This window comes from Enterococcus sp. C53 (genome assembly GCF_040887425.1).
Classification (GTDB): Bacteria; Bacillota; Bacilli; order Lactobacillales; family Enterococcaceae; genus Enterococcus_B; species Enterococcus_B hirae.
The window spans coordinates 177,443-193,876 of sequence record NZ_JBFOFT010000002.1 but is presented as its reverse complement, the minus strand read 5'-3'; the positions used below and the strand labels follow the sequence as shown (position 1 = coordinate 193,876).

Sequence of the window (16,434 nt, the reverse complement as noted above, 5' to 3'; positions counted from 1 at the left end):
ACTCGCTCCATGATCGCTTTAATTAGAACGCCTGCTTCTGCCAATAAAGAGATATGAGTTTAATGGTAAAGACAGTAAGGTCTATACAGTGGCTAATCAAAAAAGACCTAAAAAATGGTAATTCAACAAGCATCTCCTCAATTGCTGAACTTATTAGCTATTTCATTCTGTCTTTTATGTTGTATGTACGTTTTAAATCTAATTCTTTTAATCATTCTTTTCTTTAGGTTTATCCATTTGAAAAACTCTGCATCACTTGATACAACCTCTGGGGGTTTACACACTTTTTTATAGACTACCTTTCAAAAGTTGACTCTCGTTTAGTTCTTGAAAATTCTTCGTTATTTTTTATAGCAGTATTTGTTAGTTTTTCTGAGAGAGTAGGTTTCATTGACTGGCCTCTTTTATTTCTTCTGTTATTAGATTGTTCAAAGTTATTAATGAGTTTATTGTATTCATCAGTATACTTTGTTGCTAACGAGGGGCTTAATTTTCCTTTTTTTACAAGCAACTCTATACAATTTTTCTCATTAATTATTGCATATTGAATATTCGTTTTTTCACACTTTAATGTTGGAAGGATGATATTCTCAAAAATATTAAGATTTTTTTCTGTCTGCTGAATATCACTAGGAGACATTTTCTTATTCGAGCGTAACTGTAAATGGAACTCATTAATTTGTTCACGTAAATATTTTATATTTTTAGTTGCCATGTTGAAATTGTTTGAAAGATCTTCAAATCTTATTGCTATAGATTCTTCTTGTGGAGAAAGAGTAGGTAGCGCTGTTGTAGGTTTATTCGTTATTTCAGGCATACTTATCGTTGTTTTATAAGTGCTACCCAAATGGGTTCCTTTTGATTTTGTAGACTCTTGTGAAAAAATAGTAGGACTTTCTGTTTCAAGAGAATGCACTGCAGGGGTTCTCAGGTAGTTTATCTCATTTTTTAGGAATCTTGTTAGCTTTCTACAATTGGCTAAAAAACTATTGGCCTCCCTTTTTTTGTTTTTTAGATTGTCTAAGTCCATTATGTAACGAAACTCATATTCTTCTACTTCTGTTCTATTCTCTATTCCATCATTTTTTAAATATTTTTCAAGCGATTCCATCTTCTGTTCTGTCTTATTCACAAAAGTTTTTAAATCATTCCTCACAAGACGTAATTCTTTGCATAATTCTTCAGACTGCTCACGGTATGATTTTAATTGATTAATTTCTGCAGGTTTTTCAGTAATGTATCCGTTTAAGAGTTTGATAAATTCTGACTCTTTTTCCACTAGTTGATAAATTGCTCCGTCATGAGCTTTTTGATCCTCGAGATGCTTTGAAAATTCTACATCAATTTCTTGTGATTGTTTAGATTTTTGAGCTGAATAGGGGTGTCTTGGATCATCTCTTTGCATTTCGTCTAGTAGTCTTGAGGTTTGGTCAGCGTTCATCCCATTGTTGTGTTTCGAGTGTTGAACTTCGTGTGGATGAATGTCATCAGGTAAAAAATTAATTCTACCCAAGTTTTCTACATACGGATTTCGTTCTAATTCCCTTCCTTGATTTTGGTGTCCTAAACTACGTGCTTCATTTGCTATGCTCGCCACACCAAGAGCAGCAGTAATCAGTTTACCTATTCTCATATAGTATCCATCTCCTTTTCATTTAATGCTTTTTACTTATCCTATGGAAAGTAAAAAGCTAGACAAAAAACACAACAACTATAAAAACTACCCAAACAAGGAGAGAGTTTTCTAGCCGTCGCAAATGTAAAGTACCACAACGACTCTTTAATGTTCATAAAAGTTTCATTTGGATTTGAGTCATTATTTTAAACACATTTTAGTAGTCACAGTCATATCTTAATCGTAGATATGACTTCATTGTTCAAACCATTTTTATCCACATCAACTAATTTTTGTTATTTAATGCTTATCCCATTAACTATGTACTTCATCATTTCTTTTGTTTTTTGGCCAACAATTGTTTAACCAATCAGCGATAATTCTGTTGTCTTTTTTTCATGATTTTATGTAACAATTTCTTTATTGCTTATGATTATAACGATGTTTTTTTTAAATGGCTTACGATTATTTCATATCCCCAAGCAATGAGAACAAGTATTACAATTCTCACATAAATAGGAAAACAATAAATAATAAATATGTTAATCAATTCAAAAATCACTAGTAATATTAAATAATGAACAAATAGCCATATTTTAGATAAATAATTCATATAAAACACCATCCAATCAAGATTTCTTTACTTTATTGGCTGCGTACACTTATGATTACTCAACAATCAATATTCGAACCCCATTTTCATCCTGGTTGTTTATTTACAAGAATAATCATTCCTTTACTTGTATGAATAGTAGTTCCGATAGAACCATTAATAGCTTGAGCTATCCTAAACCTACATAATGTACAATCGTTGCAAGCCCAACAGTTTTTGCAGTAGTCGCAATATAAGAGTTCAAATAAATATCTTTTGTTTCGTTATTGAAATTAAATACTTTATTTACCCTAGCCTTAAGTAGCTCTTTTCTTCTTTGTAATGCTATTTCGCTAGCAGTAAAAATTGTATATGGATCAATTTCTTATCGTTTCAAAATAGTGATTAAATCGTCAATATTTAAATTAAATAATTGCCTGAATCCTTCAGTAAGCTTTTATTCAGTAATAGTTCTGTCTATTGATTGATTCAACGAAATTTTTGTATTTTCATTAGCAAATACATTTGATCCTATCGAGATTGATGGAGTAATAGAGACAACCAAATCAGATGTAAGTAATACTAATTTTCATTTAAAAATATGTATCCTCCCAATTATTTTATTTGTCTTATATGACGATACAACTGTAAACTAATAACGATGTTATTAGTTTACCTCGTCATAAAAAACGTTTTTAAAGTCATAACTGTTTGAATTTTTTAAATAAAAGAACTAATTTTAGTCAGCCAGTTACAGTAATGAACAGATATGCTCACAAAACGGGATATGGATTTACGCAGAAACCTTTTGTTCTGCGGGATTGGTTGTTTCATTGATTTTTGTTCCCCTTAATCTTATTTTATTTTGTTTCTTTCTTATGTTACAAAGCAACTTTAATTTTTCTTATTTGACTAAATAACTTTAACTTCCATCGATTCTAATATACTTACGTTTTCACGGATAAAAAGTTTTTGTTTTTCTCCTTTTTCTTGATCTTTTTTCAGTTCACAATCCCTCTTGGTTTCTTATTTTTAAGCAAAAAAATAGACCTAATTATACTTGAAATTTCAAGAAAATAACTAGGTCTATATGCTATATATAGTTGAGACAGCACAGTTTATGTGGTGGCTAATCCCAATAGAAATGGGGTGAGGCCTATGTTGATTTGTAACTTGCTCCCTAGAAAGGATAAGCTTGTCTGTTTTTGAAGCGCTAATGTTTGTAATAGCTTTTGCAACGTTAGGTCTGACAACCAGCAATCACAAAAACGACAAAAAATAACCGCAATTTAAACTTAGCCAGTTTGAACGGTTATTTTTTTGTAACTATTTTTAAACTGAGCCACCTTCTTAAACGGTGCTGTCAAAAGGGAACTGTTCGCGCAGTTCCATTTTTCATCTTCATTATAGCATACGCTTATTCTTCTATCCAATTTTCAAAACAAAAGAACGGTTGTTTTTTATTTTTAAGGTAATAATAACAAATCCTATAGGCTATAATCAGTTATGACAGTAAAGTTTAATGACGGTGGCTATCCAATCTGAAAGTGAGGTGGTGCTTATGCACATAATCTCAAACTTTAGAGAAAGGAGACGCCTTTTGTCTGTGGAAGCAGCGTTAGGGCTAATGATCAGTTTTGGATCTTTGATCGCAACACTGATTTTTGGCATTCTAACCTTAGCCCACAAAAACGACAAAAAGAAGTAACCGTCACTTTAGCGAGAGATTGGTTACTCCTTTTTGAGATAACTATATAACTTGCCACCGTCTTTAGCGGTGCTGTCAAAAGGGAACTGTTGACGCAGTTCCTTTTTTCATGTTTATTATAGCATACCCTTTCTCTTTTGTTCAATTGTTTCATTATTCATCATTTAATCTTTCATAAACTCATCATTTTTCACACTACAAAAACGCTTCTTACCCCGACACTTTATTTCAGTAAATTATTTCTTATTTTTCTTTACAACAACTATCTGTCCGATAATCAAAATCAACGTTACCCCAAAGCCGCTTCTTAGAAAGTCTCGATTCAGTAAATATTCGATAAAAATACCTATTAAACTGGCTACTAACGCCACAATGATAATACTAGCGTATGGATGGTTTTTCGTATACTTTTTCCAGTTTTTATACAAGAAAACTCACTCCTCTATATTATTCCGGCTATAGCTATTCCAGCATCATTATAGCTAGTTCTCGTAGGAAGCCAGCCTAACCTTTTTTAATTCTATCTTATTTTCTTGAAAATGCTGTATTAAGCGCTGATTCTAAAGTTTCTCAACGTAAATCAGAGATAATCTTATAGTATTTTTTCATGATGTTCTACCATAGTTTTTTATAGTTAATGTTTTAAAAAACGTCTTATGATTATTTCATATCCCCACCCAATGAGTATCAATATGCCTATTCGTACATAAAAAGGAAACTGATAAATAAGATATGTGTTAACTAATTCAAAAATGATTAGCAAGATTAAAAAAGAAATAAATGACCAACTTTTAGTGATATACTTCATCTAATATCCCTCCCTCTCTTTACCAATTTATTCCGCGCACTCTAGCCTTAGTCTTATTCCACTCTATATCAATCCGAGGATGAGTTTGAGCTTTAAATTGAATATAACCTATTTCTAAAATGATGGTTTTACTATTTTAGAAAGGATTATGTACTGTTTATTTTTCTATTGATTACACGAGACTCATGAGTACCGTTATTCATTGTTCCGATCTATTTTGATTGTCTTCATATATTCTAATTCCTTTTTTACGTGAACAAGCATATAATAATCTTCGACATAAAGATTTTTTACTAGTATAAATAAATCATTCGATTTAAAAATTAAAAAAATGATTATCAGTGTAAAAATACTGATTAGAAAAATACTAAAATTTATACTGCCATTCTCAAAAAATTTTTGGATGAGATAGATCATGATAGGAAAACACAAAGCTACGATAAAGTTTTGGTAAATACTTAATATCTTGGTTCCGTGTATTTCTTTTCGATCAAGTATTCCACATCAAAAATCAATTGATTGATACTTCGTTCGTCAAGCATTCTTTCGGCTTTTCGTTTATATAAATAATTATGGTATTTCTTAGGACGACCATGCTTTGTTCGATATATTTTATAGCAACAGTATAAGATAAAAATTGTTGCCACAATAAATTGGTAAAAAATATTTTCAATATTGTTATAAGCATTATGATTTCCAGTTAAATATAAAAAAACACTACCCAAAATTACTACCGTAAATAACACTATAGGCCCTGCACTAATAATATACAAAAACAGATAAAAGGGTTTGATTACCCACATGGTTCTGAATGAACTTGCTTCTCGATAGATATCCGTATAAAATTTCATTGCTTCAATTTGCTTTACTTTGAGTATTTTTGTCATTTATCCATTCTAGAGTCCTTTCTTAATCACTTGTTTGAACTGTTTATTCTTTCTATTGAAAAATTGACGGGGAATTATTCCCAAGTACGGCTTCATCACATATTTTTTTGTTGATTTTTTAAACTATAAACCCTGTCTTATCGTCCGTAGTATTGACTACCATTCAATCGAAGTATCACTGTATTAGTATATGTAGAGATTTTGGAAAAAGAATCGCTGACTGATGCTATCATTCCGTTGTGTTGAACTTTTCTGTATGACCACAATGTAAGGAACATGCTTTAAATAGATGGCCGGTTTTTCCATTCCGACAATTAATTATGATTCCTTCGCTACATTTGGGGCATATTTTTATACCCATTGGCAAAGAATTTAAAAGCTGAAATTTTAGCATCGTATCTGGTATGATTTGATTTAATAATTGTAATAACCCGTAGCGATCATACCACTCGATTTCTTTTGCTTTTTCATTTTGTTCAATTTCTTCATAGACCTGTTGATAAAAAAATGAAGTGGTGATAAACATTTTTTTATCCCAATTTTTATTTGAAATTCCTGAAAAATTAGTGATATCTTTACGTCCAATCAGTGTCGGTGTTGGTTTTGCGTTTAAGCGATTGGATTTTGCTTGTACCGCGATCCGCTTTTTTTCTTTCGTCAAAATTAAATCGACACCCCCATCTCCCACATACTTACGATGATCTTTGACATAACTTTTCTTCGTTATCTCAACCCCGTATCCTGCTAATCGGAAAGCTGCTGCTAAAAATTGCTCAAAATGTTCTCCTTGCCTCACTCGATCATCTTGGCTACTACCGAAATCTTTATCCATGTCACTTAAAAAGTCGATTACGATCTTCTCATCTTTCTTTTGCACAAAAGACGTTTTTCTTATTTCTAAGTATTGTTTGGAAACCACTTCTTGAGCGCTGCTTTCCAGTTGATTGGCTTCTTTGAATTTTTGTAAGAATTTAAAAACCATTATTTTCTCCTCTCGCTTATCGTTCTGACAATTACATTGTAAATCAATAACAAGAGTATTAATTTGTTATATAATAAAAATTTTTAAATAATTTTTATTAAAAGAATCAATCCGTTGATACTTCGCTTACTAGAACTATTGTGAAGATTACAGATTTTTTAGGCATTCTCGTTGATTATCATTGATTTGAACTATCGTTTACTGGGGATCATTCCTCTCCTATACTCAAAGAAACTTTATCAAAAAGGCTCGATTATATTTTAAGGAAAGCTAACTTGTGTCCGAGTCACATGAAGGATTTTCCCTACTAGGAAAGATCGGATTGTTACTTGTTCTTGTGTTGATCAAAAAATCAGAATAGTCATTCAGGTTTTTTAGCCAATTACTTAAAACAACTGCGTGTACTGACTCACTAATCTATGATCCTTGATTTGCTTATTTGTAATAGAGTTGGCGTTTGTTTGAACCGAAGTGTCGTTATTCAACTTACTACCAACGTGGCTTTTCGGTAAAACGCTACATAAACTACCCCCTCGCTCAATCAAGTCAGCGAAGGGCTAATTTTTGAATAGTTTTTTGATTGTAAAGTACGTTTAGTTAAAATCTTTCTTTAATACATCTACCTGTCTACTATATTTAGATTTATTTCTTCATTGTCGCTATGCCCATTGTTTGTGGGGTTTTTAGGATTTCAATGATTGGCAGAAGCATTAGCGCCCCTAAAACAGCAAAACTTAGGCTATAAGCCAGTGGAATCGACAGCTGGATTTCCAATAAATGAATCACCAACGTAATAAATGATACGCCTAACCCTTGAGCTAAAGATTGGACAACTGTATTCAATGTATTGGCACTATTGCGTTCTTGTGGTGGAATTTCTGATAAACTCAATCCCATAAATGCGGTAAGTGCGAGTGAACGCCCGATTCCTGAAGCAAAAGCTAGTAACATAATAATCGCTGGAAATGTAGTTGCTTCAATGAAAAACAAACAGAAAGAACTACTCAAAATCATGAGGAATGACGCAATCAGTGCCCCTTTGTAGTTAAGTGAGCGAATAATCGATGTCGTGAAGGGTTTGATCCCAATATTTCCAATAAAAATGAAAATAACGTAACTTCCTGCAACGATTGCTGACCAATGAAAAATATTTTGTAAATAGATCGTCAACAAGTATGGCATCGCTCCGACAGATAACCAAAGGATTGCCCCACTGGTTTGGCCGATTCTAAAAGAAGTTTTTGATAGGGCTTTTAATGAAAATAAGGGTTGTTCGACTTTATTTAAATGTTGATATGTGAACAAAAGAAATATTATTCCACTCACGATACACACAATTCCTGCTATCTCAAATGAAAGACCGTCTCGTGAAGATAATTCTGCACCGACTACAAGTAAGGTGGATGCCATTGCCATTTCCACAAAACCGAGCCAATCAAATTTATTTTTGATCAGGTCATGGTCTGACGGAATCAATGAATATCCTAGGATCAAGATCGACATACCGATTGGCAAATTGATCAAAAAAATCCAATGCCAACTTAAATAGGTAATGATTGCTCCACCCATTATAGGAGCGATCGCAGGTGCGATTAATGCTGGCCAAACAAGATAACTCGTCATTTTTAATAGTTGATCGACTGGCGTTTTTTCAAAAACGATCAATCGTGCAGTAGGTGTCATCAACGCTCCAGAGAAACCTTGCAACATTCGCATTCCTAAAAGAACCCCAAAACTAGGCGCAAGGGCGCTCCCTAATGAACTAATGGTGAATAGGAAAACAGCCAGAAGCCAGATTTTTTTCTTACCAAAATAATTGGCTAACCAGCCACTCATTGGGATAAAAATCGCCACTGTAACTAAATAGGCACTGATTAAAAGTGAGATTTGCGACATACTTGTTGAAAAAGTGGTCGCCATTTTGGGTAAAGCTGTTGTAACAATCGTACCATCTAATATTTCCATAAATAAACTCATTGCCATTACTAAGGCAATTTTGATTTGTTGAGACATGTTCTTCCTCCAAATATCATCCTTAATATATCTTTTAGATATATATTTTTTTGTATAAAAGAGACTGTAACTAATAAAAAGTTACAGTATCGTTGCTTTTTTATGACGCTTTAAAATCGACCTGATGTTAAGAACTGTCACGTTTTGTTCTACACCAAGATCATGCTTATTCTTCCACAAAAGGTAGTTCTGATAGGAAATCTTCTGCCCACTGGATTGCTAACTGGGCTTTTCCAAGTAATAATTCTAACTTTTTAGTCGCATACCAATGATCAATTTTTTTTACTTCGTCTAGTTTTTTTAAATAGCCCTTGATTTCGTCAACCGTGATTTGTTTTTCACGTATGTAGACCATTAACAATTCTTTTTGTTCGTCTAATGAGAGATGTTGCATCGAATCGAGTTTGATTAAATAAATTTCTTCTGTATGAGCGCCACTGGGAACGTCTTGTTTCATTAATTCAAAAAATCGTTGACGTCCTTTATCAGTAATACTGGCAGTCTTTTGTGTACGGCCTTCTTCATTAACAGTAATAGTGATTAAGCCATTTTTTGCCAACTTGTCTAACAATGGGTATAAAACACCAAAACTGACTTTGCGATTTTTACCTAAAGAAGCCTGCATTGCATTTCTTAAGTGATAACCATTTTGTGGTGATTCCATCAATTCTCCTAGAACAAACAGTTCATTCATCATGTTTCTTCCTCCTTATCTATCTTTTAGATACAAGAATGATATATCTAAAAGATGCATAAGCCAATCACTTTTCTTTATTAAGGTAATTAAGCAAACCCACTTTGCCATTCACATTCTTTCTGTTCTTAGCTCACTATTAAATAACTATTTTTATATATAATTAATATTAAAAAGCATTTATTCAAAACAAAAAACACATAATTAAATAACTTTAATAAAGGAAATCTAAGAACCATTACATGGTATAATGGGAAAAAATTTAGTAGGTGTTAAAATGAGAATGTTAGGAAACTTGATTTGGTTTATTTTTGGAGGCTGTATCGGTGGGATTGGTTGGTTTTTAGCAGGAGTCATTTGGTGTATAACGATCATTGGTATTCCAATCGGGTTACAATGTTTTAAGCTGGCAACTCTTAGCTTTTTCCCATTTGGTAAAGAAGTGATTTATAGCGATAGTGGGACTTCTTTAATTATCAATATCATCTGGTTGATTATCAGTGGACTCCCATTAGCGATTGCCCACGTGATTAGTGGTCTTATACTCTATATTACAATCATTGGTATTCCATTTGGTAAACAGTCGTTTAAATTAGCTAAATTAGCGTTGATGCCTTTTGGTACGAGAATCGTTCTAACCAGATCTTATTATTGATTAGATAGTTAAGAACCTGGTAACAATTTCTAGATCTAAAAAAGCCGAAGAATGTCAAAAAAGAAACAATTTTTGAAATCTTCGGCTTTTTTGTTTGGACAACTTTTAAGAAACACCAGGATCAATTATTGAAAACAACATCAACTATAGATTCACCTCTTTGATCACTGATTGTTCATATTGTTTCGTGCCAGATGATTTGCTGTTGTGCAGCTAATGGTTCTTTAATCATCGTTAAGACTTCCTCTTCAGTCAAAGCATCAGGGTAGTCACTCCAGATAGCAAAATAGGCACCTTGTACTTTTTTCATTTGTTCGTTTGTTAATCGTTGATTTTCAGGAAATTGATCAATCGTCCAGTTGTCTTGAATCTTTTGAGCTGTAGGATATTTATAACTGGCACCTTCTCCTAAAACAAAATAGAAAAATTGATCGTTGACATTGATCAATTGATGGTCACGAGTGAGAAATTCCCCCGCAGTCGCCATTGTTGCTTGATGTTTTGTCCAATACGTAATTTGAATAGAAGGTTTTAATTTACTTTTCATGAGCAGTCCTTTTTTATAGACACCATCATTCCAAATTCTAGCTTTTTTACCTAATGTTTCGACATAGTCTGCTAACTCATTGATGTAGTCGATGAAAACATCATACTGACGAGTTGGGTCGTGGTATTCAGCGATTGCTTGTGCTTTTAATGCAGGATATTTATCCAACTCTGAAAATTCAATGTATTCATCTGCCCCTAAATGGAAATAATCGGAACGATGAAATAACTCTGCATATTCTTTTATCATCTTTTTGATCATGGCGACCGCATCTTTTTTGGTGATATCAAGGGCTCGATTAGTGGGAAAAATCAAAGAATCCTCGCCTTTTCGCTCCATTTGCCATTGTGGATAGATTGCCAACAACCGTTGCAAATGACCAGGACTATCAAACTCTGGAATCACAGAAATCCCCTTTTGCTCCGCATAATCAATCAAATCCGTCATTTCCTGTTTCGTCAAAAATTTCTCTGATGTGATTTCTGGAATTGTTTCGCATTCCAACCGAAATCCTTCATTATCAGAAAAGTGAAGTTGCAAAGCATTCATTTTCAATGAAGCCATGTAGTCTACAAGTTCTTTTAGAAAATCTATTGAATAAAATTTACGTCCAATATCTAAAATCACGCCACGCTCTTTTAAAGAAGGTGCTTTTGTAACAGATATTGGCTTGTTTGATTCATTCATCAAGCAGCATCCACTCCTTATTCTGCCATTAGTTGCCAACAACCAATGCCCTCTATCGTTTTTCCTGGTACTAAAGTTTCTGATCCCATTACCTGATTTTTTTCAGACAGTTCTTGAATGGTAAAGTTTCTATAATCCAATCCTACCTCAGACAGCAATAAAGATGAAGCGTTTTCTTTATAAAAAAAGTAATAATCGCCATTTTTCTGGGTCACATACCAGCCTCCAGGGGAATCAAACGGTACTGCTCTTGTCTCATAGATTCCTTCACCATATTTTTCCAACCAATCGCCTAGTCTTTCTAAAATCGCTACCGCTTCTGTAGGTAACTCTCCATTTGGTTTAGGTCCGATTCCTAGTAGTAGATTTCCTCCTTTTGCAACGATCTGGACGAATGATAGAATAACTTCTGCTACTTCTTTATACTCATCATTTGGCCAATAGCCCCAATTTTTGGTTAATGGGATATTACTTTCCCATACTTTGACTGGTGGTTGTTCAGGTATTTTTCTTTCTGGTGTCACATAGTTCTCATAGGCCCCGCCAATGGTTCGATCGACAATCAAGAGATCTGGCTGAGAATGCCGAACTTCACTCGCTATTCTTTCCATATCCAGTTGTTCATTCCCCTGATTCACCCAGCCTCCATCTAACCATAAGATATCAAGTTGGCCATAATTTTGACTAATTTCAATGAGTTGATTCGTAACAAACCGATCATATTTCTGCCAGATTTCAGGAAACTCTTTTGGGTTATAATTTGCATATCGCCCAGTCGCTTCTCTTTCTGGCAACCAATAATAAGAGCTATGCCAATCTGGTTTTGAATAATAAGCACCTGTCGCTAGTCCTTCCTTTCTAAAAGCAGTAACAACTGCCTTAAAAATGTCTGCTTGAGGCGCTTTATGGTAGGGACATGTCGCTGCAGTTACTTTATAATCCGAATACTTTGTATCATACATTGTAAAGCCGTCATGATGTTTTGTTGTAAAAATCATGTAGCGAAAACCAGCTTGTCGGCACAGCTTTGCCCACTTAGTTGGTTCAAACTTATAAGGATTGAAACTATGGATCAACCCCCAATAATCTTCTCGTAATTCGACCATGTTCGTGCGCCAAGGTATTTTTCTTGCCCAGCTGTCTTCTTGTGACAATTGCCAAGACTCTACAATACCGGGAATACTATACAGCCCCCAATGAAAGATCACGCCCAGTTTTTGATCTTGAAACCAATCGAGTTTTTTTTGGATATTAGCGGGTAACTCCTGGTAATGATCTGTTTCGCTTTGATGGTTTTCGACAATGTCTTTTCGCAGCTTACGGTCTTCGTTTTCCTGTTCAACTGCGGATACACCATGTGCTTTTTTCATGATCATCAACCTTTCTAAATAATTGAATACTTTGTTTAAAGGTAACTGTTTCAACTGTCAAATGAACTTCTCTTGGCAATACTTCTTTAAACGTTTCATCTAAATAGTATAACTGTTCTTTTGTTAGGATAATTTCAATCATTCGTTCTTCCAATGGGGTTAGATGTACTTTTTTAAATGCGAGCAATTCTTTTTCTCGTGGGGGAATAAAACCTTGTTGTTTTTTCCCGTAAATTTGAATCGTCTCTGCTCCACTATGATTACCTGTGTTTTTCAATCGACAAGAAACCTTAATCGAATGATCTTGATGATCGGTAAAGAGTACATCGGTCAATTCAAACGATGTATAGCTTAAGCCATAGCCAAAACGATAGATTGGCTTTTCAGGATAATCGGTATACGTTTCTTTAAATTGAGTATTTCGATAGTTATAATAAACGGGTAATTGACCTGAATGCTCGGGAATCGTAAACGCTAATCTACCATTCGGATTTTTTCCAAAAAGAACATAATAATTATTCCAACGGGCTTTTTGTGTTTTTCACCAAAGAAAGGAAAAGATTTATGCAAATTTTTAGACAAAGACGAGTCAGACGTTTAGCTTCATTTCATTTATGTTAACTAAACGATTAAGGAGTTATTTATGATGGAAAAATTATCAACAAAGAAATTATTTTTATTAGCTTCACTCATTTTCGGAATGCTTTTTGGAGCAGGTAACCTTATTTTCCCTGCTCATTTAGGTCAACTTGCAGGTAGTCATTGGTTATCTGCTGGGATTGGTTTTTTGATCTCCTCTACTTTATTACCTTTAGCTGCACTGATTGCCTTAAGTAAAACACGCTCAAGCGGGTTGTACGATTTTGCTAAACCAGTGGCTGCGTGGTATGGTACCTTATTTCTTATTATGAACCATATGGCCTTAGGACCTTTATTGGCCACTCCCAGAACTGCTGCATTAGGATATCAATTTAGTTTAGGAATGATTTTACCAGAAAAGTATACAACGATTGGCTTATTTATCTTTTCGGTTATTTTCTTTGGCTTAGCCTATTATTTATCAACTCGTGAATCAAATTTATTAAAAATCAATTACGATCATTCGTGCGCTTCAAGGAATGGGGATTCATGATGAAGATCAGATTGCTAAAAATACTGTAAAATCTGGTCTATTCACGATGGTTTTATGTGGTGGTATCTATTTGGGGATTATTGCATTAGGTACGATGTCTTTAAATCGCTTTGGTATCTCCGAAAACGGAGGGATTGCATTAACTCAAATCGTCCAATCCTATTTTGGTAAAGTGGGATTGATTTTTATGGCCTTGATGACGCTGTTAGCAGTTTTCACTTCTGCGATGGGATTGATTGCCTCATTTGCCCAAGATTTCTCAGTCCGCTTCCCTAAGATCGGCTATAAAGGATGGCTTCGAATCACTACATTACTTTCTTTTATTACCGCAAACTTTGGACTTGACACCATTATTGCTTGGACCATGCCATTTTTAATGATTCTTTATCCTCTTTCCATGGCAATGATCATCACAGCACTTTGCTCTGCCTTTTTCCAAAATCGCAGAATCGTTTATCAATTGACGACAATCTTTACAGCCATATCTGCTTTGTTTGATGGTATCAAAGCATTACCTATTCAAAATCATTTGACAACAAATTTAACCAATTGGTATGTTCATACGATTCCATTTGCTTCCAGTGGTGTTGGTTTTATCCTGCCAGCAATCAGTGGCTTTATCATAGGCGTACTGTATTGTTTAATTTTTAAACAAAGAACTGAGTTAGACCCTTCTCTATCTAATTGAGTCTTGTAACGGACAAAGAGAAGTTTTACCGAAATATGACGCTTCATTTGATAATTTGAGTGAAGCCAGAAGAAAGAAGCAAAAAAGAACAATGTTGATTATCTTTTGATAAACGCATTGTTCTTTTGCTAGTTTTCATTGATTGACCTGATCTTGTAAGAGAATTTGATTGTTAATCAGATCTGAGATAAACTCTGTGATATATTTTTCTTTTTCTTCATTAGAATAGTCACCAGAATCAGCAAATCGTATTAATACTTTTTCTTTTACATGACTAAGTGCTACATTTGTTTTTAATAATTCAAATATATAGATCGATACTTCATTATCTAAAAGATAGATTTCATCATTCAAGGAAAGATAGAGGTCGTTCCCTAATTTCTCATAGGCCAATTCGCCGTTCAGTCTCACCTAATCACGCTCCTTCAGGTCATTTCTGTCTGTTTCCAGATACGATACATTTGATTTTTTATTAACTCTTGCAATAATTGACATTCAGAGCGATCCACTCCATGAATATCATTGGTATGATAATAATGTTGCGCACGACAACCACCACCGCATAAATAGCGAAAAGAACAAGTTTGACAACCAGATAAATGATGGATATTTTGAGATTCAAGCAATTCTATCTCTTTATGGTTATAAATATCAGCTAATTTGTTTTTTCTGATATTACCTAATTTATAGTCATCTGTCTCCAATAATTTACATGCAAAAATATCCCCAACTGGATTGATAACGAACTCTCCCAAACCCAAACCACAAGATTCTTTAATTGTAAATGGCTTTAAAAATGCAGATCGTTGAGCACTTTTTTCTTTGCACTCGATTTCTTTTCTTTCTTCAAAAGATAATGAAATATCTGCCATACTACCTCTTCCTAATTCGCTAAATCCACCTAATTTATAGGCGATTCCATTCTCTTTAAAAAACTCAATCGTTTGATCAACCGATTTTAAGTTATAGTTGGTAACGGTTGCATTAATGTAAATATTATGGAAACCGATATCTAAAAGATTACGGATACCTCTCATTGCTATTTCATAACAACCTCTACCACGGTTCTTGTCATTTTCTTCTTTATCAATCGAATCCAAGCTGATGGTCATTGATTCGCATCGATCTGCCAAGAATTGTGCATTCCTTTTTTTTCCAATCAAGGTTCCATTAGTGATCAAACCAACCGATAAGCCTAGTTGATAGGCATAATCGATATATTTTAAAGAATCATGATTCAGTCCTATTTCTCCACCAGTAAAAATGACTTTTTTTACACCACAGTCTTTTAATTGCTCTAATAGTTGGAACCATTCAATAAAAGACAATTGATCTGGATAGTTCTTGGTCATATCTGCTTCTGCGTAACAATACACACATTTTTAAATTACATTGATGTGTCAACGCCAAATAAGCGGTTTCAGGAATGGTGACTTCATTTTTTTTTACTTTTAATGGCTCGTCTAATAGAAGCTGAAAGATTTTTAGTTTTTTTTGCGTAGACTCGGATAACGCTGAATACTTTCGTAGCTTCACCAACTCTAACTCTTCTTTAGAAATCACTAGCCAGCTGCTTCTTAGAACATTATGGAGAATCATTTCATCAAGAAAAGGATACGCGTATAAATTTTCCTTGATTTTCATAGATCACTCACCTCTTTTATTAGCATCACAAACGAATAATAACATTTTGACTATATTAAATAGGAAAATAAAGTCGCCTTTTTAACAGGGGAGTTTTGTAGGGCAACTTTATTTTCCAATTAAAAATGGACATCGGAAGACTAGATTAAGAACCGTTACCAATCAATAACCCACAAGAACATGGGGACAAAACATTGCCAGAGATTTTTTTTAGTACAGGTTTCGTAAACATAACAAGTCTCCTTTCTGAACTTTTAGGAAAAAGCACGATAATATTCATTTTTTTTCCTAAATATAGTATAAACTTTGAATGAAAATATTGTCAATGACGGTTCGAGAGAAAAATTATTAAAACCTTAGTTATAAAATAAAAAAAATTAACAATTTATGCGTTTCTTTTATATAACGCTAA

At 33.7% G+C, this 16,434-nt stretch carries 14 protein-coding genes and 2 pseudogenes; 3 read left to right on the top strand and 13 right to left on the bottom strand.

The window, feature by feature from the left end; genetic code table 11:
• Positions 1 to 295: 295 nt before the first annotated feature.
• The gene (locus AB3I42_RS03860) at positions 296 to 1,633 is read right to left on the bottom strand and encodes a hypothetical protein (RefSeq protein WP_225429050.1); all 1,338 of its coding nucleotides are present in this window, start codon (positions 1,631 to 1,633) and stop codon (positions 296 to 298) included.
• 2,135 nt (positions 1,634 to 3,768) lie between these two features.
• Between AB3I42_RS03860 and AB3I42_RS03855 the strand changes: the two genes are divergently transcribed.
• Complete coding sequence (locus AB3I42_RS03855; RefSeq protein WP_081186522.1) at positions 3,769 to 3,915, top strand: putative holin-like toxin; 147 nt, start codon at positions 3,769 to 3,771, stop codon at positions 3,913 to 3,915.
• Between the two features lie 236 nt (positions 3,916 to 4,151).
• Here AB3I42_RS03855 and AB3I42_RS03850 read toward each other — a convergent pair whose 3' ends face one another.
• The 5 genes from AB3I42_RS03850 to AB3I42_RS03830 form a co-directional block, all read right to left on the bottom strand.
• Positions 4,152 to 4,343 (bottom strand): hypothetical protein, encoded by a 192-nt coding sequence (locus tag AB3I42_RS03850; protein WP_010718919.1) that lies wholly within the window; start codon positions 4,341 to 4,343, stop codon positions 4,152 to 4,154.
• A gap of 838 nt (positions 4,344 to 5,181) precedes the next feature.
• On the bottom strand, positions 5,182 to 5,610 hold the full coding sequence (locus AB3I42_RS03845; protein WP_258924840.1) for a hypothetical protein: 429 nt from the start codon (positions 5,608 to 5,610) through the stop codon (positions 5,182 to 5,184).
• Between the two features lie 229 nt (positions 5,611 to 5,839).
• Positions 5,840 to 6,592, bottom strand: coding sequence for a restriction endonuclease (locus AB3I42_RS03840; protein WP_010718916.1), 753 nt, complete (start codon positions 6,590 to 6,592; stop codon positions 5,840 to 5,842).
• A gap of 642 nt (positions 6,593 to 7,234) precedes the next feature.
• The gene (locus AB3I42_RS03835; RefSeq protein ID WP_104325007.1) at positions 7,235 to 8,605 is read right to left on the bottom strand and encodes an MFS transporter; all 1,371 of its coding nucleotides are present in this window, start codon (positions 8,603 to 8,605) and stop codon (positions 7,235 to 7,237) included.
• Positions 8,606 to 8,771: 166 nt separating this feature from the next.
• Positions 8,772 to 9,302 carry a PadR family transcriptional regulator gene (locus AB3I42_RS03830; protein WP_181914435.1) on the bottom strand — a complete coding sequence of 177 codons (531 nt, stop codon included), beginning with the start codon at positions 9,300 to 9,302 and terminating at the stop codon, positions 8,772 to 8,774.
• Positions 9,303 to 9,576: 274 nt separating this feature from the next.
• Between AB3I42_RS03830 and AB3I42_RS03825 the strand changes: the two genes are divergently transcribed.
• Positions 9,577 to 9,954, top strand: a complete 378-nt coding sequence (locus AB3I42_RS03825; protein WP_010718913.1) for a YccF domain-containing protein — start codon at positions 9,577 to 9,579, stop codon at positions 9,952 to 9,954.
• Positions 9,955 to 10,129: 175 nt separating this feature from the next.
• On the opposite strand, the gene AB3I42_RS03820 is transcribed toward AB3I42_RS03825, so the two are convergent.
• The 4 genes and pseudogenes from AB3I42_RS03820 to AB3I42_RS03805 all read right to left on the bottom strand — a co-directional run.
• Positions 10,130 to 11,188, bottom strand: a complete 1,059-nt coding sequence (locus tag AB3I42_RS03820; protein ID WP_223603360.1) for a family 20 glycosylhydrolase — start codon at positions 11,186 to 11,188, stop codon at positions 10,130 to 10,132.
• Positions 11,189 to 11,205: 17 nt separating this feature from the next.
• The gene (locus AB3I42_RS03815; protein ID WP_181914434.1) at positions 11,206 to 12,558 is read right to left on the bottom strand and encodes an alpha-L-fucosidase; all 1,353 of its coding nucleotides are present in this window, start codon (positions 12,556 to 12,558) and stop codon (positions 11,206 to 11,208) included.
• Positions 12,527 to 12,835 carry a fibronectin type III-like domain-contianing protein gene (locus AB3I42_RS03810; RefSeq protein ID WP_306690366.1) on the bottom strand — a complete coding sequence of 103 codons (309 nt, stop codon included), beginning with the start codon at positions 12,833 to 12,835 and terminating at the stop codon, positions 12,527 to 12,529. The genes AB3I42_RS03815 and AB3I42_RS03810 overlap by 32 nt, the downstream gene beginning before the upstream one ends.
• Positions 12,836 to 12,916: 81 nt before the next feature.
• Positions 12,917 to 13,054 (bottom strand): annotated as a pseudogene (locus AB3I42_RS03805) (hypothetical protein); the annotation flags it as partial.
• A gap of 147 nt (positions 13,055 to 13,201) precedes the next feature.
• Here AB3I42_RS03805 and AB3I42_RS03800 point away from each other — a divergent pair.
• Positions 13,202 to 14,378: pseudogene (locus AB3I42_RS03800) on the top strand (branched-chain amino acid transport system II carrier protein).
• A gap of 135 nt (positions 14,379 to 14,513) precedes the next feature.
• Here the strand turns inward: AB3I42_RS03800 and AB3I42_RS03795 are convergent.
• Genes AB3I42_RS03795 through AB3I42_RS03785 form a run of 3 tightly spaced genes read right to left on the bottom strand, consistent with a single transcriptional unit; the run spans position 14,514 to position 16,022 of the window.
• Positions 14,514 to 14,789 carry a hypothetical protein gene (locus AB3I42_RS03795; RefSeq protein WP_010737768.1) on the bottom strand — a complete coding sequence of 92 codons (276 nt, stop codon included), beginning with the start codon at positions 14,787 to 14,789 and terminating at the stop codon, positions 14,514 to 14,516.
• Between the two features lie 14 nt (positions 14,790 to 14,803).
• Positions 14,804 to 15,730 (bottom strand): radical SAM protein, encoded by a 927-nt coding sequence (locus AB3I42_RS03790; RefSeq protein WP_258924835.1) that lies wholly within the window; start codon positions 15,728 to 15,730, stop codon positions 14,804 to 14,806.
• A complete protein-coding gene (locus AB3I42_RS03785; RefSeq protein ID WP_258924834.1) occupies positions 15,693 to 16,022 on the bottom strand; it encodes a hypothetical protein in 330 nt (109 codons plus the stop codon). Before AB3I42_RS03785 ends, AB3I42_RS03790 begins: the two co-directional genes overlap by 38 nt.
• Positions 16,023 to 16,434: the final 412 nt, after the last annotated feature.